Source organism: Antrihabitans stalactiti, assembly GCF_012932915.1.
GTDB lineage: Bacteria > Actinomycetota > Actinomycetes > Mycobacteriales > Mycobacteriaceae > Antrihabitans > Antrihabitans stalactiti.
In genome coordinates, this window is sequence record NZ_VCQU01000006.1 from 184,967 (window position 1) to 205,017 (window position 20,051).

Here is a 20,051-nt window from a genome sequence, read left to right on the forward strand (position 1 = left end):
GACGGGTGTCCGAGACGATAACCGAAGCGGCCCAACTGATCAGGGCTGCGGGCGCCAGCAAACCGCGGGCCGGGCGCGACCCGGTGAACCAGCCGATGATCAACAACTGGGTCGAGGCGATCGGCGATACGAATCCGATCTACGTCGACGCGGACGCAGCGCGTGCGGCCGGTCACGACGGGATCGTCGCACCGCCCGCGATGGCGCAAGTGTGGACGATGGGTGGGCTGCACTACTCCCGCACGAGCGACGACCCGCTCGGCAAGATCATCGAGATCCTCGATGATGCCGGGTTCACGTCTATCGTCGCGACGAATTGTGAGCAGACCTATCACCGCTATCTGAAACTCGGGGAAGAGGTTTCGCTTTCGGCCACGCTGGAAGAGGTTGTCGGGCCGAAGAAGACGGGCCTCGGCGAGGGTTGGTTCGTCACCGTGAAGAACGTCTGGACCGTCGACGACGAACCGGTCGCGGAAATGTTGTTCCGGGTCCTGAAGTTCGCGCCGCCTGCCCCGGCGGAAAAGCCGGTCGGCATCGATCCCGCGACCGCTATCCGACCGATGATTTCCCAGGACTCCGCATTCTTCTGGGACGGAACGAAAGTCGGTGAACTGCGGATCCAGCAGGTCGCCGATGGCACCTTCCGGCACCCGCCGATTCCTGCGATCTGGAAAGACAAAACCGAGCAGACGGATTATGTCGTTGCCAGCGGGAAGGGCTCGGTGTTCAGCTTCGTCGTTCACCACGCACCCAAGGTTCCGGGGCGCGCACTGCCATTCGTCGTCGCACTGATCGAATTGGAAGAAGGAGTGCGAATGCTCGGTGAGTTACGCGGAATCGAGCCGGCCATGGTCGAAATAGGGCTCGAGGTCGAGGTGGAGTTCGTGCGCATCGACGACGACCTGACCATCCCAGCGTGGCGGCCCAAGTCATGATCACCCCAGCAGTCGGAGATAAACTGCCCGCATTCGCGGTCACCGCCGACCCGACCTTCGTTGTCAGTACTGCCCTGGCCACCAGGGACTTTCAGGATGTGCACCACGATCGCGACAAGGCGCACGCGCGAGGGTCCAAGGACATCTTCGTCAACATCCTCACCGACACCGGACTGGTGCAGCGGTTCATCACCGACTGGGCAGGTCCGCGGGCGGTCGTTCACTCGATCAAGTTGCGTTTGGGCGTCCCGTGGTACGCCTATGACACCGTGACGTTCAGCGGCGAGGTGATTGCCGTCGACGGCGAGAGAGTGACCGTCGACGTGCTTGGCGCCGACAGCCTGGGCGACCACATCACCGCCAAAGTTGTTGTGGGGGTGCCACAGTGACCGGGTTGTCGCGCAAGGCTGCAATCGTCGGAATCGGCGCCACAGAGTACTCGAAGGACTCCGGACGGAGTGAATTGCGTTTGGCGGCAGAGGCAGTCTCTGCAGCAATCGCCGACGCAGGGCTGACACCGGAGGACGTCGACGGACTGACGTCGTTCACGATGGACTCGAATTCGGAATCGGCGGTCGCTCGGTCCGTCGGGATTCCGAGCCTGAAGTTCTTCAGCCGCATCAACTTCGGTGGTGGCGCTGCCTGCGCGACCGTGCAGCAAGCCGCCATGGCGGTGGCGACCGGGGTCGCCGACGTCGTCGTCGCATACCGCGCATTCAACGAGCGGTCTGCGACCCGATTCGGTCAGGTTTCGACCGCGTTGGCCGGTGCTCCGACGTCGTCCGGCGTCGACGCTAGCTGGTCCTACCCGCACGGACTGGGAACGCCCGCCTCGCAGGTAGCGATGGTTGCCCGCCGCTACATGCACGTATATGGCGCTACGAGTGCCGATTTCGGCCGCGTCGCCGTCGCGGATCGCAAACACGCTGCCGTCAACCCGGCCGCGTTCTTCTACGGCAAACCGATCACGCTCGAGGACCATCAGCAGTCGCGCTGGATCGCGGAGCCACTGCACCTGTTGGACTGTTGCCAGGAATCCGACGGCGGCATCGCGATCGTCGTCACCTCGGCCGAACGAGCGAAAGACCTGCCGAACAAGCCTGTGGTCATCGCCGCTGCGGCACAAGGTGCTGGGTCGGACCAATTCATCATGACCAGCTACTACCGCGACGCCATGACGGGACTGCCGGAAATGGGTCTGGTCGGAAAGCAGCTGTGGGAGCAGTCGGGCCTTGGGCCACAAGACATGCAGACAGCAGTGCTCTACGACCACTTCACCCCGTTCGTGTTGATGCAGCTCGAAGAGCTCGGGTTCTGCGGTCGCGGCGAGGCGAAGGATTTCATTTCCGACGGGGCGATCGAGATCGGTGGTCGGCTGCCGATCAATACGCACGGCGGCCAGCTCGGCGAGGCCTATATCCACGGGATGAACGGAATTGCCGAGGGTGTCAGGCAAATTCGAGGCACCTCGGTCAACCAAGTCAAGTCGGTCGAGAATGTCCTCGTCACTGCTGGAACGGGCGTCCCGACGTCAGGCTTGGTCCTCACCCACTAGGTCGTGAGTCTTTTTGGAGTCTATAGACTCCAAAAAGACTCACGAGGGAGATGTGTGCATGACGATTATCGGTCGTGTGAATCACTTGGCCTCGACCCATCTCGCTGGCCGCGCACGCGCGTTTTCGCGATTCCACCAACGTCGGAAGGCGCAGGGCAAAGGCAAACTGCTCGACCGCTTTTTCGGTGCGCCCACCTTCTTGCTCACTGTTCGAGGTCGAAAGAGTGGCGAACTGCGCAGCGTCCCATTGATGCTCACACGACGCGGCGACGACATCGTCGTGTGCGGCTCGAACGGCGGAAGCGCAAAGCCTCCGCCGTGGTACCTGAATCTCCGAGATGCGGGCAAGGCAGCTGTGAATGTCGACGGCGCACAGTGGGAGGTCACCGCGCGTAATGCCGAGGGCGCGGAGCGAGACGAGTGTTGGAAGCTCCTCAATCAGACCTACCCACATTTTGCGACCTATCAGAAGCTCACCGAACGTGTTCTCCCCGTTGTGGTGCTAGAGCGTGTGCCTGTGCAGCACTAGGGCGTAGTGTCTGCCGAATGAGCAACGCGCAGCTCATCACTGCAGCAATTGTTGGTGTTGGCGTCATTATCGCGCTCATCACCTGGTTGAAACTCCATCCCTTTCTGGCGCTTGCCATCGGTGCAATCGGAGTAGGAATTGGCGCCGGCCTCGGCCCCGCCAATTCGGTGAAGTCATTCACCACAGGCTTCGGATCCACCATGGGAAGCGTCGGCCTTCTGATCGGCTTCGGCGCCATGTTCGGCAAGTTGCTTGCCGATTCAGGTGGCGCGGACCGCGTCGTCGACACCCTCGTCAACCGATCCAGTGACGCGGCGTTGCCGTGGACGATGGGTCTGGTCGGCGCAGTGATCGGCCTACCGATGTTCTTCGAAATCGGTGTGGTGCTGCTGATTCCGGTCATCATTCTGGTCGCACGCCGATCCGGCTTGCCCCTGATGAAGATAGCGATCCCGACGCTTGCCGGGCTGTCGGCGATGCACGGGCTCGTTCCGCCACACCCTGGCCCGTTGATTGCGATCGACGCGTTGAAAGCGAATCTCGGTCTGACGCTGGGGCTCGGCGTGCTGATAGCGATCCCGACTGTCGTCATCGCGGGACCGTTGTTCGGCAAGCTCGCCGCCAAGTGGGTTGACGTCCCCGTTCCGGATCTTTTTCAGACCGCCGAAGACGAGACGGACGCCGACGGCAAGGTCATCGTGCAGCAGCGTCCTTCGTTCGCGGTCACGATGGTCGCGATCGCGTTGCCTGTGGTGTTGATGCTCGGCAAGGCACTCGGGGATGTCGTTGCCGAAGACTCGAAGTGGTGGCTCAAGACGGGTCTCGACTTCTTCGGTACACCGGTCATCGCGCTTGGTCTGGCGGTCCTGGTTGGACTGGTCCTGCTCGGTCGCGGCGGCGGCATGGACCGCGCTGCGTTGTCGAAGACCCTCGAGAGTTCGCTGCCACCCATCGCCGGAATTCTGCTGATCGTCGGCGCAGGCGGCGGCTTCAAACAGGTACTCATCGACACCGGGATAGCCAACGTCATCGCCGATGCGATCAAGGACAGCTCGCTCCCTGTGCTGCTCCTCGCCTGGATCGTTGCGGTTCTCATTCGGGTCGCCACAGGGTCGGCCACTGTCGCAACCGTGACCGCATCCGGCATCCTCGCGCCTGTTGCCGTCGACCTCTCGACGACGCACGTCTCGTTGATGGTGCTCGCGATCGGTTCGGGTTCGCTGTTCCTCAGCCACGTCAACGACGCCGGGTTCTGGCTGGTCAAGGAATATCTCGGTGTCACGGTCGTCCAGAACCTGAAGACCTGGACCGCCATGGAATGCATAATCTCCGTCTGTGGATTGGCGGGCGTACTCGCTTTGAGCGTGGTCGTATGACGATTCTCGTGGTGATGGGCGTCGCTGGTTCCGGCAAATCCACCGTCGCAGGGATTCTCGCGAAACGGCTCGGTTGGGATCTGCAAGAAGGCGACGAGCTGCACCCCAAGGCGAACGTCGAGAAGATGGCGTCGGGCCATCCGCTGACCGACGAAGACCGTTGGCCCTGGCTCGAACTCATCGCGAAATGGATAGCGGGACAGATTGATTCGGGTAAGTCGGGCATAGTCACGTGCTCGGCGCTCAAGCACAGTTATCGCGACGTCCTTCGTTGCGACGGTGTGGTGTTCGTGCAGCTGTCGGGGTCGCGCGAGCAGATCAGCGAGCGCCTCGAGCATCGGCAAGGCCATTACATGCCGCCGTCGTTGCTGACATCTCAGCTCGACACGCTCGAGCCTCCCGGCCAGGACGAACATGCGATCGTCGTCGACATCGCCCAAACGCCTGAGCAGATCGCATCGGAGGTCATCGCAGCCCTTCCTCCTACCTGAACACTTAGTAGGATGGGAGAAATGCCCGGTCACGAGTGCCGGGGGTTTGGGGTTACCCGATGCGTGTTGCGGAGAATGGTTTCCGCCGAGCCGCGGCGGTGCTGGCGCTTGTAATCGTCGCGGCGATTGCGCTGCGGGGCTACGTCCCGGGCGCCGACCCCATTCCGAAGCAGCGGTCGACGTCGAGTCCGGCAACAATCATCGCGATCGTGTCGATCATGAGTATCGCGATCGTCGTGACGTTCATCGGTTTGCTCCAATTGCTGCGCCGACGCAAGAGCGCTGCCGTTCTCATCGTTCGAGACAGCGGCGCTGACGGTCCCCGCGGTCTGCGTAAGCGGCTGCTGTACCTGGCTGCTGCCGCAGTACTCGTCTTCGCCATCGCGACTGCGTTATCGACGATGAGCCTCGGCCGATCCCACGAAGACACAGCACCGCCGACACAGGCGAACGAGCAGCAAAGCGACGCCGAGACCCAAGACAAAACACCTCCGCCCGAGGAAGCACCCGCGCCGGAAGAGAATCCGCTTCTCATCCCGCTGCTCGGCGCCCAGGCTCTCCTTTTGGTCGGCTTGATGATCGTGGGCGGAATCATCGTGGTTCGACGATCGGCAGTTTCGGACAACGAACAGTTCCGGATCGCACCGTTCGACGAGTCGACAGAGTCGGTGTCGGACACGCTCGCGCGCGCGGCGGCGTTGGGATTGGCCGAGATTGCCGACCCAGACCGCGAACCTAGAGCAGCGATCATCGCCTGTTACGCAGCAATGGAACGTGCGCTCGCCGAGGCGCCCGATGCTGCGCCTCACGAGTCCGACACCCCGACCGAGGTGCTTGCGCGTGCGGTCGACCATGGTGTGCTGCATTCTGACGCCGCTGCGACACTGGTCGCTTTGTTCACCGAAGCGCGGTTCAGTCCACATCGGATGACCGAGGAACAACGCACAATCGCAATCGACATGCTGCAGTTGGTATCCGCGGACCTGCGCGGTGCGTCGTGAAGATCCTGCTCGGCGGGATCGCGCTCGTCCTTGTCGTCGAAGCGATGGTGCTCGGCGTCGGCGGGCGATCCATCGTGCTCGTCGTGACCGGAGTCGCGGTTGCCTTCGCACTCCTGTCTTTGCGTTGGTGGTTCATCGGGTCTTCCGACGAGCCAGTCAGCGCCACCGACTCGCAAGCGGCCGAATCCCTGGAACGCTGGCGCGCCCGGACCGAGATCATGGTCGCGTGGGCCGACGGCAACCGCGGCGCGTGGGATCGCCACTTGCGCCCGATACTTGCCCGCGAGTTTTCGATGTCGACCGGGCACCGGCCGGCAAAGAATCCAGCCGCGCACGACGCGGCTGGGCGAATGCTCTTCGGTTCCGAATTGTGGGAGTGGGTAGACCCAAGTGCGGCGTCGCATGCCCGCCGCGATGAGCCAGCCCCTGGTCGAGCAGCTCTCGACGAGATACTCGAGCGATTGGAGAGCATATGACGACGACTGCGCAGGTCACGACCGAGCGTGCCGAGGCTGTGCTGAACGAGCTGGAACGAGTGATCGTCGGCAAGCGCAGTGCGCTGACACTGATTCTCATCACGGTCCTCTCCGGTGGACACGTGCTCATCGAGGACCTGCCCGGGCTTGGCAAGACGTTGATCGCCCGCTCGTTCGCCGCCGCACTCGGACTGGACTTCGCGCGCGTCCAGTTCACCCCGGACCTTCTACCCGCCGACCTGCTCGGCTCGACCATCTACGACATGCAGTCCGGGCGGTTCGACTTCCGAGCCGGTCCCGTATTCACCAATCTGTTGATGGCCGACGAGATCAACCGCACGCCACCCAAAACTCAGGCAGCGCTGCTCGAAGCGATGGGGGAGGGCCAGGTCAGCATCGACGGTGAAACCCGCAAACTGCCCTCGCCGTTCGTAGTCCTCGCCACCGACAACCCGATCGAGTACGAAGGCACCTACCCGCTGCCCGAGGCTCAGCTGGACCGTTTCGCCATCCGCCTTCGCATCGGTTACCTGTCCGAGTCCGACGAGAAGGACATGCTGCGCAGGCGGCTCGATCGCGGATCGGCACCACATGTCGTCAACCGAATCGTCGACGCGTCCGATCTCACGGCCATGCGGGAATCGGTCGAAAGCGTGACAGTGCACCCAGACGTTCTGCACTACGTCGTCGCGATCGCCTCCGCGACCCGCAACCATCCGCAGGTCGAGGTGGGTGCGAGCCCCCGCGCCGAACTCGACCTCGTGCAGCTCTCCCGCGCTCGTGCCTTGTTGCTGGGACGCGATTACGTCATCCCCGAAGACGTGAAAGCGCTTGCGGTACCAGCGATTGCGCACCGTATCAGCCTTCGTCCGGAAATGTGGGTCCGGCGCATTCACGGCGAAGACGTGGTCGAGGAGCTGCTGCGCCGGCTGCCCGCACCCCGGGCCTCGGCATGAACCCAGTCGATGACGGAGTCGAACTCCGTTGGGGCCCTTCGCCGATGGCAGCAGCGATCGCGACCTGCGGCGCGGCCGCCCTGGCAGCAGCAGTAATCGCCGGAAGTTGGCAGCTGGTCGTCTTTGCCGCGCCGTTCCTCGGCGTGCTCGTGTCGATCGCGTGGCAGTTGCCCGCCGGAACGGTCAAAGGCGAAGCCAGCCAACCGTTGTCGCGCTGTTTCGAGACCGAAGACGTCGAAGTGACCGTGTCCGTTTCGGTCGACAGCGCCGCGACCGTGACCAAACTTCACGTGCCGCCGATCGCTGGGCTGCAATGCGATGTCACAGCGGACGTGGACCAGGTCGAGCTGCGCTGCTCGGCGAAACGCTGGGGCAGGTACCCGATTCCGGTGCACGTGCATGTGGTGTCGAGCAGCGGGCTATTCAGCGGCACAGCGGTTCTCGACGCGGCCGAGGTGCACGTCTATCCGTTGTCGGCTCCGCAGAACGCCGGCATCCCGCGCACCGAACTCCCGGACCGGCTCGGTACGCATCTGACGCGGCACCACGGTCCTGGAGTCGAATACGCCGACATTCGCGCCTACGTTCCTGGCGATCAACTGCGAACCGTCAACTGGGCGGTCAGCGCCCGGCGCGGCAGGCTGCATGTCACCGAACGACTCACCGACCGCGCGGCTGATGTCGTCGTCCTGATCGACACCTATCCGCAGGCGCCGGGGCCGGCGACCGAGGCGACCGAGCGGTCCGTGCGTGGCGCGACGCAGGTCGTGCAGAGCGCATTGCGGCGAGGCGATCGAGCAGGAATTGCCGGGCTCGGAATGCATCCGCGGTGGCTCGGCGCCGACATCGGCAGGCGACAGTTCTACCGCGTGCTAGACACGGTCCTCGACGTCGGCAGTGACTCGATACCGAGTACCGGAACCTTGGTGCCGCGGGCGGCAATCCCTAACGGAGCCATCGTGATCGCGTTTTCGACGATGCTCGATACCCAATTCGCGCTTGCCCTGATCGACCTCCGTAAGCGTGGTCATACGGTCGTGGCGATCGATGTGCTGGAGGGTGCACCGTTCGAAGGCGAGATCGCGCCGATGATCGCGCGGATGTGGCGGATCGAGCGGTCCGCGATGTATCGCGACATGACGACCGTCGGAGTCGACGTGGTCGCCTGGCCATCGGGAATCACCCTCGACCAGGCGATGCGCCTGGTTCCCGAGCGGCGCAGGCAAGTTCGGAAGCGCGCATGAACGTCTTGGTCGGGCTCATGATGGTCGCCGCGACGGTGCCCGATGCGCCGATGATCGCGTGGATTGTCTCGGGTATTTCCGCCGTCTTGGTCCTCGCGAGTGCCTTCAGCCGAACTGCAGCGACGGGCGCGATCGTTGTCGCGATCGTCGCTCTGGCGCTGAGTAATCCGCCCTTGTTGCTCGCTGCGATCGCCGGCCTGTCGGCAGTCCTGTTCCTGCTGTTGTCGTTTGGGCGAGCCGGGCTGGTATCGCTCACGGGTGCACTGTTGTTCACCGGTGTGGCGATGCTTGTTTCGCTCGCGCCCGTCGAGCTTCCGTGGGTGCCGGTGGTGGCGCCGGTCGTTGTGGTCGCGTTGTTCGCCGTGGCGGTCTGGCCCTATGCGAGCGTCACGACGACGTCGGCGAGGGCAGGTGCGTCGTCACGTTCTGGGACGGTCACGGCGACCAGCAACTGGCTGCCGTCACGCCAGATTCGGCAGCGCAACGACTCACCGGGATAGACGACGCCGGCGAATTTGGCCCGGAAACCTTTGACGCGTGCGGCATCTGCGTCGAGCGCAGCACCCACGACCGTCTTGCACACGATCCCGTAGGTGCACAGTCCGTGCAGGATCGGTGCAGGAAAGCCTGCGGCCTTCGCGAATGCGGGGTCGGAGTGCAGTGGATTGCGGTCGCCACACATTCGGTAGAGCAGCGCCTGTTGCGGCAAAGTCTTTGTGGTGACGTCGAAGTCAGGTTCTCGGTCGGGGAGTGCGACCGACTCCGACGGACCGCGTTCGCCACCGAACCCACCCTCGCCGCGAGCGAATATCGATGATCGAGCACTCCACAACGGGTTCCCGTCGGTGTCGACCGTCGTCGATTCCTGGACGATCACCGCGGCCTTGCCCTTGTCCCACACCTCGGCGATTCGGGTCGACGTCGTTGCCTTGCCGGATGGCGGAATCGGCTGGTGAACAACGATTTCCTGGCTGCCATGGACGATCCGTGCAAGATCGATCTCGACGCCCGGGAACGACACCCGGGGTGCCTCGGTCGCATGGAAGGTCGCCGCGACGGTGGCGAAAGTTGGCAGTACTTGTGGCGCAACGTCGTCGAGGTAGCTCAGGTCGTCCAGTCCTGCACCCAACGCGAGGTGGTACAGCTGCACATCGGAGGTCTCCCAGGCGAATTCGTTCGATCCAAGGTCGGCGCCGATGGCGATTGCGGGATCAATTGGCATTCTTGCGCTCCGCCATATCGAGCACAGCGAGGTAGCCGAAGGTCATGGCTGGTCCGATCGTCGCGCCGGGGCCCGCATACGTGTGCCCCATGACGGGCGCACTCGAGTTTCCGACTGCGTAGAGGCCATCGATCACGGTCCCGTCCTCGCGCAGTACCCTTGCCGCGGTGTCGGTCCGGAGGCCGCCTTTCGTGCCGAGGTCGCCTGGGACCATCTTGATCGCGTAGTACGGCGCCTTCTCCAAAGCCCCGAGGCTCGGGTTCGGCTTGTTGCGCGGATCGCCGTAGTAATGGTCGTAACCGCTCACGCCTCGGCCGAAATCCTCGTCATGACCTTTGTGGGCGAATTCGTTGAACCGCTGGACCGTTCGGGTCAGCTCATCGGCAGGCAAACCGACCTTCTCGGCAAGTTCGGCGATCGATGCGGCCTGGGTGACCACCCCTGCGTCGATCCATCGCTTCGGGAAACGCTGCTTCGGCTGCAACCCGGCGAACATGTAGCGGTCGCGATAGCGCTGGTCGAGGATCATCCATGTGGGGATGTTCTCGCCCGGTCCTTCGCCGATGCCGTACTCGCCGCCGTACATCCGATGCACAGCTTCGACGTATGGTGCGGCTTCGTTGAGGAATCGCTTGCCCCTGCTGTTGACCATGATGCTGCCGGGCAGGTTGCGCTCCGCCAGGCAGAACCACGGTCCGCCGGTCAGTGGAATCGAGGGTCCCCACCATGCATCGTCCATCAAATCGGTTGCGGCACCGAGCTTCAGGCCCGCGAGAATGCCGTCGCCAGTGTTCGCCTTCGCGCCGACCGTCCATTCTGTGCCGATCGGTTCGCGCTGGTATTTGCGTCGCATTTCTTCGTTGTGGTCGAAGCCGCCCGCTGCGATGATCACGCCGCGCCGTGCTCGAATCAGTTCCGGAGACCCGTTTCGCAGGACGTGCACGCCGACAACGCGACCGCCGTCGGTCTCGAGGTCGGTGAGTGGCGTTTCGAGCCAGATCGGCACATTCGCGTCGAGCAAGCCCTTCCGCAACGCGGCCGAGAACGCCTGTCCGCGCCCGAGTAGGTGCTTGCCGGTGAGCTTGGCACCGATCAGCCGAGCGCCGACCCGCATGACCCGCAGCGGTCCGCGTGGGTGGCGTTTCCGGAGGTTGAGCCACTTGTAATCGGCTTGTGTGACAACGACATTGAGCGGTGCCTTGCCGTAATCCGGCTCCAGGTTTTTGAGCTCGGCGCCAAGTTTCTTGCCGTCGAAGGGCTTCGGCTCCATCGTCCGGCCGCCGACCCGGCCGCCCGGTGCCTCGGGGTAGTAGTCCGAGTAGCCCGGCACCCACGCGAACCGCAACGGCGAGTTGCGCAGCACGAAGGAGATCATCTCCGGACCGCGATCGATGTAGGTATCGATGCGGTCGGCGGGCACGACGTCGCCGATGATGTTGTGGAGGTATTTGCGCGCCTCTTCGATGTCGTCGTCCACACCGTCGGCGACCAGCGCCTCGTTGGTCGGTATCCAGACGCCACCTCCCGACCGTGCGGTCGAGCCGCCGTAATGCGGCGCCTTCTCGACGATGACGACGCTCAGGCCCTTGCGCGCGGCAGTGAGCGCGGCGGTCATCCCGCCGGCCCCACTGCCGACCACGACGATGTCGTACTCATGCTTGCTCATGTAGAACACGTTATAGAATGATGGGGCAGCGGGTCCAGAGCGGACATCGAAACGTGTTGCAGTCCCATGGGAGGTTTGTACCGATGACGTGGGATCTTTCCGCTGATGTCGTTGTCGTCGGCTACGGCGCGGCTGGCACGTCGACCGCGCTCGAAGCTGTAGCAGTCGGCGCCGATGTTCTCGCGATCGACCGTTTCAACGGCGGCGGCGCGACCGAATTGTCCGGCGGAATCGTCTACGCGGGTGGCGGAACCTCGGTGCAGCGCGCGGCCGGCGTCGAGGACTCGCCGGAAGAGATGCTCGCGTACCTGAGCCGCGAAGTCGGCGACGCTGTGAGCGCCGAAAGTCTGCGACGGTTCGTGGACGGCAGCCCAGCAATGATCGATTGGTTGATCGGTCACGGTGTGCCGTTCGACTCGACCCTCTGCCCGTACAAGACGTCGTTTCCGAACAACAAGTACTACCTCTACTACTCGGGAAGCGAGTTGGCCGGCGCTTTTCGCTCTGTCGCCAAGCCTGCTCCGCGCGGGCATCGGGCCCATGGGAAAGGCACGTCGGGCAACAAGATCTATGCCGCGCTGTCGAAGTCAGCGCAGGCCGCGGGTGTTCGATTCCAGCCCCACACCCGAGCGGTCAGGCTCTTGACCGACGATGGTCGCGTCGTGGGCGTCGAGGCCACGACCTTGGTCAAAGCGCCGGTCAAGGTCCGAAACCTGTTCGCGCGCTTGGCTCGTACGTCCGCGAAACCGGGGATCTACTATCCACCGTTGCGAACCTTGCTCGACAAGCAGATGCGCAAGATCGAGCGGCGCTACGGCAAAACGGTCCGCATCAGGGCCAATTCCGGAGTGGTCGTGTGCGCTGGTGGCTTCATTGCCAACCGAGAAATGGTCCTCGAGCACGCACCAGCCTTCAGCGGTGGGTTGGCGCTGGGCACGTCCGGCGACGATGGCAGCGGAATCGAAATGGCACGGGCTGTCGGCGCCGCCACGGACCGCCTGGGCAACGTCTCGGTGTGGCGGTTCCTCGTTCCGCCCAGTGCGTTCATGGGAGCAATCCTCGTGGACCAATTCGGGAGCCGCGTCATCGACGAGTCCCGCTACGGCGCGGCGGTCGGCCACGCCCTCGTCGCTGACCACGGCGGCAAAGGCTGGTTGCTCATCGATGCCGATGTAGCTCGGGAGGCGCGGTCGCAGTTGCCGGGCCAATCGCAATGGTTTCAGCGGATGCAGACCGAAGGGCTGTTCCGTTTCGAGGCTAGCAAAGGTGCGACAGTCGAGGACGCAGCCGTGAAGGCCGGTATCGATCCTGTCGGGCTGCGCGCCACCGTCGACGCTCACAACCGCGCGATCGAACTCGGCGCTCCAGACCCGGTGGGCAAGCCCGACGACTTCAGGCGTCCGCTCACAGCAGGGCCGTTCTCGCTGTTGGACGTCTCGATCAAACAGAGCGTGTCGAATCCGTGCCCGATGCTCACGCTCGGTGGAGTCGTTGTGAACGAAGTCACCGGTGCCGTGAAGACGGCGAGCGGCGACGAAATACCTGGTCTGTATGCCGCAGGTCGCACGGCAGTCGGGATCTGCTCGGACTCTTATGTCAGCGGGTTGTCGCTCGCTGACTGCGTTTTCTCGGGCCGACGCGCCGGCCGTGCCGTAGCGAAGGGACTGATTCATGCTGTCGAGTGAGTTACGCATCGAGCTCGCGGATCGGCTGCTCGCAGCCGAGCGCGACCGTGTTCCGATCGACCCATTGACCAACCACTACGCCGACATCGACGTCGTCGACGCGTACGAAATTCAGCTCATCAACATCCGTCGTCGGCTCGATGCGGGCGCTCGGGTCGTCGGTCACAAGGTGGGCCTGTCGTCGAAAGCCATGCAGAACATGATGGGTGTCGACGAGCCCGACTACGGCCATCTCCTCGCGGATATGGCTGTGACAGAAGAAGAGCCGGTGCCTGCAGCGCGCTATTGCTTCCCGCGGGTCGAGGTCGAAGTCGGCTTCGTTCTCGGCGCCGACCTGCCCGGCGAGGATTGCACCGAGGAAGACGTTCTTGCGGCTACGACGGCATTCGCGCCCTCGATCGAACTGATCGACAGCCGCATCTCCGACTGGAAAATCAAGCTCGCAGACACCATCTCGGACAACGCGTCGTCGGCGGGATTCGTTCTCGGCAAGGAGCGAGTGAAGCCGGGCGAAATCGACATCAAAGGCATCGATGCCGTCCTCACTCGCAATGGCGAGCAAATCGCGGAGGGACGCAGTGACGCGGTCCTCGGCGACCCTGTCATCGCGGTCGCGTGGTTGGCCCGCAAAGTCGCGGGGTTCGGCGTAAGGCTGAAGGCAGGCGACATCGTGCTGCCCGGCTCGTGCACACGAGCTATCGATGCCCGACCGGGTGATTCTTTCCATGCAGAGTTCAGCGGGCTGGGTTCTGTTTCGCTGCAGTTCGTTTAGGAGAAGCGCATGACCAAGGCAAGTGTCGCGATCGTCGGATCGGGCAACATCAGCACGGACCTCCTGTACAAACTGCAGCGGTCCGGGGTGCTCGAGCCGCGCTGGATGATCGGCATCGATCCGGAGAGCGAGGGCCTGAAACGTGCCCGTTCGATGGGGCTGGAGACATCGGCAGAAGGTGTCGACTGGCTGCTCGCGCAGGCAGACAAGCCCGACCTGGTCTTCGAAGCCACCTCGGCGTACGTCCACCGCGACGCGGCGCCGAAGTACGCGGAAGCAGGTATTCGCGCGATCGACCTGACCCCCGCTGCGGTTGGCCCCGCCGTTGTGCCGCCGGTCAATCTCGGTGAGCACCTCGACGCACCCAACGTCAACATGATCACCTGTGGCGGCCAGGCCACGATCCCGATGGTCGCCGCGGTGTCGCGTGTGGTCGAGGTGTCTTATGCCGAGATCGTCGCCTCCGTCGCATCGGTCTCCGCGGGTCCGGGCACACGGGCCAACATCGACGAGTTCACGAAGACGACGAGCCGTGGTGTCGAGACGATCGGCGGTGCCGGACGTGGCAAGGCGATCATCGTGCTCAACCCCGCCGACCCGCCGATGATCATGCGCGACACCATCTTCTGTGCGATTCCCGAGGATGCAGATACTGCGGCGATCGCCGAGTCGGTCCATCGGATGGTCGCGAGCATTCAGGAGTACGTGCCGGGCTATCGGCTCTTGAACGAGCCCCAATTCGACAAGCCGTCGGTGATCTCCGGCGGGCTGGCGCGGGTGTCGATCTTCGTCGAAGTCGAAGGCGCGGGCGACTACTTGCCGCCGTATGCCGGCAATCTCGACATCATGACCGCCGCGGCCGCAAAGGTCGGCGAAGAGGTCGCCAAACAAATTCTGAACGTGCGCGTCTGAGGAGTGACAATGCCATTCTCCGATCAACTCGACATCCGCATCACCGATACGTCCTTGCGCGACGGCAGCCACCACAAACGCCATCAGTTCACCGCCGAAGACGTCGAGAACATCGTCGCCGCGCTGGACGGCGCAGGCGTTCCGGTGATCGAGGTGACGCACGGCGACGGTCTCGGCGGGTCGTCGTTCAACTACGGCTTCTCGAAGACTCCCGAACAGGAATTGATCTCGATCGCGGCCAAGACCGCGAAAAATGCGAAGATCGCATTCCTCATGCTGCCGGGGGTCGGGGTGAAGGAAGACATCATCATCGCTCAAGACAACGGCGCGTCGATCTGTCGCATAGCTACGCACTGCACCGAGGCGGATGTCTCGATCCAGCACTTCGGCCTCGCACGCGAGCGCGGACTGGAGACCGTCGGCTTCCTGATGATGTCCCACACTCAGTCGCCCGAGAACCTCGCCAAGCAGGCCCGCATCATGGCCGATGCAGGGTGCCAGTGCGTCTACGTTGTCGATTCAGCCGGTGCGCTGGTGCTGGAGCAGGTCGCCGATCGCGTCGCGGCCATCGTCGACGAGTTGCACGGCGATGCGCAGGTCGGGTTCCACGGTCACGAGAATCTCGACCTCGCCGTGGCCAACTCCGTCTATGCGGTCCGGGCGGGTGCGCTGCAGATCGACGGCAGTACGCGGCGCTTCGGTGCCGGCGCCGGCAACACGCCTGTCGAGGCGTTCGTGGGTGTCTGCGACAAGCTCGGCATCAAGACCGGCATCGACTTCTTCAAGATTGCCGACGCCGCCGAGGACGTCGTACGTCCGGTCATGCCGCACGAATGCCTCCTCGATCGACAAGCCCTGATGATGGGCTACGCAGGCGTCTACTCGAGCTTCCTCAAGCACGCCGAACTGCAAGCAGAGCGCTACGGCGTCTCCGCTGCGGAAATGCTGGTCCGTGCAGGTGCGCGCAAATTGGTCGGCGGGCAAGAAGATCAGCTCATCGATATCGCCTTGGAATTGCAGCGCGAAAACGCCTGATCACCCCTCGTGAGTCTTTTAGGAGTCCATAGACTCCTAAAAGACTCACAACAAATTGTGGGCGCCGCCACATGCGCGGCGTGAGCCAGGCCGCAAAACGGCCATGAGCTGAGTTACATTCTCGATCGTACGGACCGCTAAGTACCGACCTGACCTGGGTAAATAATGCGCCCAGAGTTGGTATGGGAATGCAATAGGGTTACGGAACGATAACGCGGTCATTAAACTTGTGGGCAGTTCGAAATCATCAGCCTGCGGGACTTTATACCGATAGATATTCCCGAGGGTAAAGCGAGAGCGCTTTGTAGCGCCGATCTCGCCGACAATCTCGAAAGGGTTTTACTCGATCATGACTGCATTCACCACGACCATCAAGCGCACCGCCACCTTTGCCATTGCTGCGGGCTCCCTCGCAATCGCCCCGTCGCTGCTGGGCGTCGGGACCGCGCAGGCCGCGACGATGGACGAATGGGACGCCGTCGCCGCATGCGAGTCGGGTGGCAACTGGTCCATCAACACCGGAAACGGCTACTACGGCGGCCTGCAGTTCTCGCAGAGCACGTGGGAAGCCAACGGTGGCTCGGGTTCGGCCAGCAGTGCTTCCAAGGCCGAGCAGATCCGCGTCGGTGAGAACGTCCTGCACTCGCAGGGCAAGGGTGCGTGGCCGGTGTGTGGCAAGGGCTTGAGCACCGGTTCGTCGCCCATCGAAGAGCCGGCTCCGGCGCCGGCCGCCCCGGAATTCCCGAAGCCGTCGGACCCGAACCTCGCTGCGTTGCTGAACGCCGGTGAGCAGGTCGACCAGGCCGCTGCCGACCGTGGCGTCCAGTTGAACCTGTCGGACCTGGTTTCCCCGGTTGCCGTTCGCGGATAACTGATTCCTCGACAAGCCCCGCCCACTCGAATGAGTGCGGCGGGGTTTGTCGTTTCAGGCCTTGGTCCACCCCGGCGCAGGCGTGACGTCGCCTTGCCAGAAGTACCACTTGTAGCCCCACGGATCGGTGACGTCGAACGACCGCGGACCGTATGGCTGCTGCTCGATGTCACTCACTGCGACGTCGGCGTTGGCGACGGTGCGTTCCCGACGAGCGTCGAGGTCGTCGACCGTGACGATCAGCAACGCGCCCGGACCGTCGGACGGGCCAGGGGCCCGCGCCGTCATCGATACTTTCGTGCCGCCGACCATGATGTCGGCTTCCTGTAGCACACCGTCGGGGTCGAGCCAGCGGGTCGACGGACCGAAGCCGAAGACCTTCTCCAGCCAGTCGAGGGCGGCGTCGGCATCGGCGTAGTAGAGGTATGGGGTCAATCCGGTGATGCTCATGGACCCAAGTTTCACGCCACCGGGGTGTTCGTGGCTTGGATAGATGGGAACTCTGTCAGACGCCTTCGCGATCGACGACCTCGAGCAGTCCCTCGGCGACCGCGTGGTCGATGCTGTCGCGCAGCCGCGGGCACGAATCGTGTTGTGCCGTCGAGCCGCCCGCGCTGATGGCCTCCTTGAATACGGGGCAGGTGTCAGCCGGGTCGCTCGTCCATTGAATGCTGGTCTGCTTGAAGCTGTTCTTGCGCGCGAGGACTCGGGTTCCGCACGTTCGGCATTCGACGGACTGCATGCCGAGATCGAGGTACGTCTGTTTGTCCACGACGGTCTGCGCCCGGACCGCCTCGATACGTTCGGGTTGATCGCGGAAGTCGGGAGCCTTAGCCCAAGCCATGGCTACACCCCCGCCTCGGCTTCTTTCTTACGGCGCAGATTCTCGGCCACCTCGGCCTCCCACGCGATGTTCGCCTTCGTTGTGTCGACCTCGAATTCAAATCGCCTGGTCATGGCATCGGTGACATCGGCGACGTCGACGTAGAACTGCTCGTACCAGCGGCGGAGTTGATAGACCGGACCGTCTTCGTCGCACAGCAGCGGATTTTCGATCTTGCTCTTGTTCTTCCAGATCTCGACGTCCTGGAGGAAGCCGAGACTGATGCCTTCGGTGAACTTCGCGGCGATCTTGTCGGCCATCTCGTCGCTGACGCCTTGCGGCTTGTGCACCGACACACCCCATTGCAGGACGAACGAATCCTGCGTGACCGGGTAGTGGCAGTTGATCAGCACGCTTTCCATCTCGTAGCCGCCGTACACGTTGGTGAGCGGGTTGATCATGTAGCTCGGACCGAAATATGACGCCTCGGAGCGCAGCAGCGTATCGCCGCCGTACTGCGAGCCCATTCCGATATCCGGCCGACCCTTGGTGTTCAGATACTGGGTGGCGACCTGGCCTTCGATGACGTTCTTGAAGTACGTCGGGAAGGCGAAATGGATGTAGAAGAAGTGCGCCATGTCGACGACGTTGTCGATGATCTCGCGGCAGTTCGCGCCTTCGATCAACATCGAGTTCCAGGTCCAGTCGGTCCATTCGTCGCTGTAGGCGCCCTCGATCCGAGGGATGGTGACGTCGTCCGGCGGCGGATTGCCCTCATGGTCGTGCCAGACGAACAGTTGGCCGTTGCGCTCCAGCGTTGTCCAGGAGCGAGTGCGGGCCAAAGGCGGCACGCGGCGTGCGTAGGGAATACCGGTGCATTTACCGTTTCCGCCCCAACGCCAATCGTGGAACGGGCAGGCGACGTCGTCGCCCTTGACCTCGCCTTGGGTGAGGTCGCCGCCCATATGCCTGCAGTAGCCGTCGAGTACCCGCAACTCACCCTTGCTGTCTGCCCAAACGACGAGCTTGGTGCCGAACGCGGTGACGGCATGCGGCTTCCCGTCGGTGTACGTCTTGGTCAAACCGAGGCAGTGCCAACCACGGGCATACCTCGTCGGTGTCGTGCCGACATCGATTTCGCGTACCTTCGCCATGTAGAACACGTTATAGAACTTGGGCGAAATCCGCTAGATTTCGGTGCGTCTATCACGGTGTGGCGCACCATCTGACCTGCTAGCCGGGCCGAACCTCGACATCAATGGGAACGTGTTCTAGTCTCAGGTGCAGTGAACCAATCAGCCCAGTTAGAGGAGCGACGCAGTGAGTGACCACAGCAGTCACGAGGTGATGCAGCGAGTCGAGGCACTTCTGCCGATGCTCCGCGAGCGTGCTCAGGATACTGAGGACCTCCGCCGCATCCCGGACGAATCGATCAAAGCAATCCAGGAAACCGGCTTCTTCCGCCTCCTGCAGCCGGCCCAGTGGGGTGGCTACGAATGCGACCCGACGCTGTTCTACGACGTGGTCCGCAAGATCGCGAGCGCCTGCGGTTCGACCGGTTGGGTGTCGTCGATCATCGGCGTCCACAACTGGCATCTCGCCCTCTTCCCGCAGGAGACGCAGGAAGACGTCTGGGGCAAAGACAGCGACGTGCGCATCAGTTCGTCCTACGCCCCGATGGGTGCGGGTGAGGTGGTCGAGGGTGGCTACAAGGTCAACGGCGCGTGGGCATGGTCGTCGGGCTGTGACCACGCGACCTGGGCGGTGCTCGGCGGTCCGGTCATCAAGGACGGTCGGCCGGTCGACTTCGTCAGCTTCCTCATCCCTCGCGAGGACTACCGGATCGACGACGTCTGGAACGTCGTCGGGCTGCGCGGCACCGGCAGCAACACCGTCGTCGTCAAAGACGTCTTCGTACCGCGGCACCACACGCTGAGCTTCAAGGCGATGAGCACGCTCACCGCGCCCGGCCTGGAGCGCAACACCGCGCCGGTCTACAAAATGCCTTGGGGGACAATCCATCCCACCACCATCTCCGCGCCGATCGTCGGAATGGCGTACGGGGCATACGAAGCGCACGTCGAGCATCAGGGCAAGCGCGTCCGCGCTGCGTTCGCGGGGGAGAAGGCCAAGGACGATCCGTTCGCCAAGGTCCGCATCGCGGAAGCATCGAGCGACATCGACGCTGCGTGGCGCCAGTTGTCGGGCAACGTCGCCGACGAGTACGCGTTGTTGAGTGCAGGCAAGGACGTGCCGTTCGAGATGCGCCTTCGTGCTCGACGCGACCAGGTCCGTGCGACGGGCCGCGCTATCTCGTCGATCGACAAGCTCTTCGAGAGCTCGGGCGCGACCGCACTCGCGAACGGGACTCCACTGCAACGGTTCTGGCGCGACGCGCACGCGGGTCGCGTGCATGCCGCCAACGACCCCGAGCGGGCATATGTGATGTTCGGGTCCGGTGAATTCGGCTTGCCGATCTCGGACACGATGGTTTAGGAGATT

General features: G+C 63.4%; 21 protein-coding genes. 16 read left to right on the forward strand and 5 right to left on the reverse strand.

Features of this window, described 5'->3' with window-relative positions:
* Nucleotides 1-5 precede the first annotated feature (5 nt).
* Genes FGL95_RS18280 through FGL95_RS18325 form a run of 10 tightly spaced genes read left to right on the forward strand, consistent with a single transcriptional unit; the run spans nt 6 to nt 8,563 of the window.
* On the forward strand, nt 6-935 hold the full coding sequence (locus FGL95_RS18280) for an FAS1-like dehydratase domain-containing protein (RefSeq protein ID WP_169589438.1): 930 nt from the start codon (nt 6-8) through the stop codon (nt 933-935).
* Nucleotides 932-1,324, forward strand: a complete 393-nt coding sequence (locus FGL95_RS18285; protein ID WP_169589819.1) for a MaoC family dehydratase — start codon at nt 932-934, stop codon at nt 1,322-1,324. The genes FGL95_RS18280 and FGL95_RS18285 overlap by 4 nt, the downstream gene beginning before the upstream one ends.
* The gene (locus tag FGL95_RS18290) at nt 1,321-2,490 is read left to right on the forward strand and encodes a thiolase C-terminal domain-containing protein (RefSeq protein ID WP_169589440.1); all 1,170 of its coding nucleotides are present in this window, start codon (nt 1,321-1,323) and stop codon (nt 2,488-2,490) included. The genes FGL95_RS18285 and FGL95_RS18290 overlap by 4 nt, the downstream gene beginning before the upstream one ends.
* A gap of 58 nt (nt 2,491-2,548) precedes the next feature.
* Nucleotides 2,549-3,019, forward strand: coding sequence for a nitroreductase/quinone reductase family protein (locus tag FGL95_RS18295; protein ID WP_169589442.1), 471 nt, complete (start codon nt 2,549-2,551; stop codon nt 3,017-3,019).
* A 17-nt stretch (nt 3,020-3,036) separates the two neighbouring features.
* Nucleotides 3,037-4,395 carry a GntP family permease gene (locus FGL95_RS18300; protein ID WP_169589444.1) on the forward strand — a complete coding sequence of 453 codons (1,359 nt, stop codon included), beginning with the start codon at nt 3,037-3,039 and terminating at the stop codon, nt 4,393-4,395.
* Complete coding sequence (locus tag FGL95_RS18305; protein WP_169589446.1) at nt 4,392-4,886, forward strand: gluconokinase; 495 nt, start codon at nt 4,392-4,394, stop codon at nt 4,884-4,886. The genes FGL95_RS18300 and FGL95_RS18305 overlap by 4 nt, the downstream gene beginning before the upstream one ends.
* A gap of 59 nt (nt 4,887-4,945) precedes the next feature.
* Nucleotides 4,946-5,887: a DUF4129 domain-containing protein gene (locus FGL95_RS18310; protein ID WP_169589448.1), complete on the forward strand. Its 942-nt coding sequence runs from the start codon at nt 4,946-4,948 to the stop codon at nt 5,885-5,887.
* Nucleotides 5,884-6,363 carry a hypothetical protein gene (locus FGL95_RS18315; RefSeq protein ID WP_338079917.1) on the forward strand — a complete coding sequence of 160 codons (480 nt, stop codon included), beginning with the start codon at nt 5,884-5,886 and terminating at the stop codon, nt 6,361-6,363. Before FGL95_RS18310 ends, FGL95_RS18315 begins: the two co-directional genes overlap by 4 nt.
* Nucleotides 6,360-7,319 carry an AAA family ATPase gene (locus FGL95_RS18320; RefSeq protein ID WP_169589450.1) on the forward strand — a complete coding sequence of 320 codons (960 nt, stop codon included), beginning with the start codon at nt 6,360-6,362 and terminating at the stop codon, nt 7,317-7,319. Before FGL95_RS18315 ends, FGL95_RS18320 begins: the two co-directional genes overlap by 4 nt.
* The gene (locus FGL95_RS18325) at nt 7,316-8,563 is read left to right on the forward strand and encodes a DUF58 domain-containing protein (RefSeq protein ID WP_169589452.1); all 1,248 of its coding nucleotides are present in this window, start codon (nt 7,316-7,318) and stop codon (nt 8,561-8,563) included. Before FGL95_RS18320 ends, FGL95_RS18325 begins: the two co-directional genes overlap by 4 nt.
* A gap of 376 nt (nt 8,564-8,939) precedes the next feature.
* Here the strand turns inward: FGL95_RS18325 and FGL95_RS18330 are convergent, their stop codons facing one another.
* Nucleotides 8,940-9,785 carry a MaoC family dehydratase gene (locus tag FGL95_RS18330; RefSeq protein ID WP_169589454.1) on the reverse strand — a complete coding sequence of 282 codons (846 nt, stop codon included), beginning with the start codon at nt 9,783-9,785 and terminating at the stop codon, nt 8,940-8,942.
* Nucleotides 9,775-11,451, reverse strand: a complete 1,677-nt coding sequence (kstD, locus tag FGL95_RS18335; protein ID WP_206072028.1) for a 3-oxosteroid 1-dehydrogenase — start codon at nt 11,449-11,451, stop codon at nt 9,775-9,777. The genes FGL95_RS18330 and kstD overlap by 11 nt, the downstream gene beginning before the upstream one ends.
* 83 nt (nt 11,452-11,534) lie before the next feature.
* Between kstD and FGL95_RS18340 the strand changes: the two genes are divergently transcribed.
* The 5 genes from FGL95_RS18340 to FGL95_RS18360 all read left to right on the forward strand — a co-directional run bounded on the left by FGL95_RS18340 (nt 11,535) and on the right by FGL95_RS18360 (nt 16,726).
* Entirely contained in the window at nt 11,535-13,136 is a 1,602-nt protein-coding gene (locus FGL95_RS18340; protein ID WP_169589457.1) for an FAD-binding protein, read from the forward strand.
* On the forward strand, nt 13,123-13,908 hold the full coding sequence (locus FGL95_RS18345) for a 2-keto-4-pentenoate hydratase (protein ID WP_169589460.1): 786 nt from the start codon (nt 13,123-13,125) through the stop codon (nt 13,906-13,908). Before FGL95_RS18340 ends, FGL95_RS18345 begins: the two co-directional genes overlap by 14 nt.
* A gap of 9 nt (nt 13,909-13,917) precedes the next feature.
* Nucleotides 13,918-14,820 (forward strand): acetaldehyde dehydrogenase (acetylating), encoded by a 903-nt coding sequence (locus FGL95_RS18350; RefSeq protein ID WP_169589462.1) that lies wholly within the window; start codon nt 13,918-13,920, stop codon nt 14,818-14,820.
* A gap of 9 nt (nt 14,821-14,829) precedes the next feature.
* On the forward strand, nt 14,830-15,855 hold the full coding sequence (gene dmpG, locus FGL95_RS18355) for a 4-hydroxy-2-oxovalerate aldolase (protein ID WP_169589464.1): 1,026 nt from the start codon (nt 14,830-14,832) through the stop codon (nt 15,853-15,855).
* A 349-nt stretch (nt 15,856-16,204) separates the two neighbouring features.
* Nucleotides 16,205-16,726: a transglycosylase family protein gene (locus FGL95_RS18360; RefSeq protein WP_169589466.1), complete on the forward strand. Its 522-nt coding sequence runs from the start codon at nt 16,205-16,207 to the stop codon at nt 16,724-16,726.
* 54 nt (nt 16,727-16,780) lie between these two features.
* Here FGL95_RS18360 and FGL95_RS18365 read toward each other — a convergent pair whose 3' ends face one another.
* The 3 genes from FGL95_RS18365 to FGL95_RS18375 are packed head-to-tail and all read right to left on the reverse strand — an operon-like array spanning nt 16,781 to nt 18,703.
* Entirely contained in the window at nt 16,781-17,176 is a 396-nt protein-coding gene (locus FGL95_RS18365) for a VOC family protein (RefSeq protein ID WP_169589467.1), read from the reverse strand.
* Between the two features lie 55 nt (nt 17,177-17,231).
* On the reverse strand, nt 17,232-17,570 hold the full coding sequence (locus tag FGL95_RS18370) for a hypothetical protein (protein WP_169589469.1): 339 nt from the start codon (nt 17,568-17,570) through the stop codon (nt 17,232-17,234).
* Nucleotides 17,571-17,572: 2 nt separating this feature from the next.
* Complete coding sequence (locus tag FGL95_RS18375; protein WP_169589471.1) at nt 17,573-18,703, reverse strand: 3-ketosteroid-9-alpha-monooxygenase, oxygenase component; 1,131 nt, start codon at nt 18,701-18,703, stop codon at nt 17,573-17,575.
* Nucleotides 18,704-18,896: 193 nt separating this feature from the next.
* Here FGL95_RS18375 and hsaA point away from each other — a divergent pair, with 193 nt between their 5' ends.
* Nucleotides 18,897-20,045: a 3-hydroxy-9,10-secoandrosta-1,3,5(10)-triene-9,17-dione monooxygenase oxygenase subunit gene (gene hsaA, locus FGL95_RS18380; RefSeq protein ID WP_206072080.1), complete on the forward strand. Its 1,149-nt coding sequence runs from the start codon at nt 18,897-18,899 to the stop codon at nt 20,043-20,045.
* The last annotated feature ends 6 nt before the right edge of the window (nt 20,046-20,051 follow it).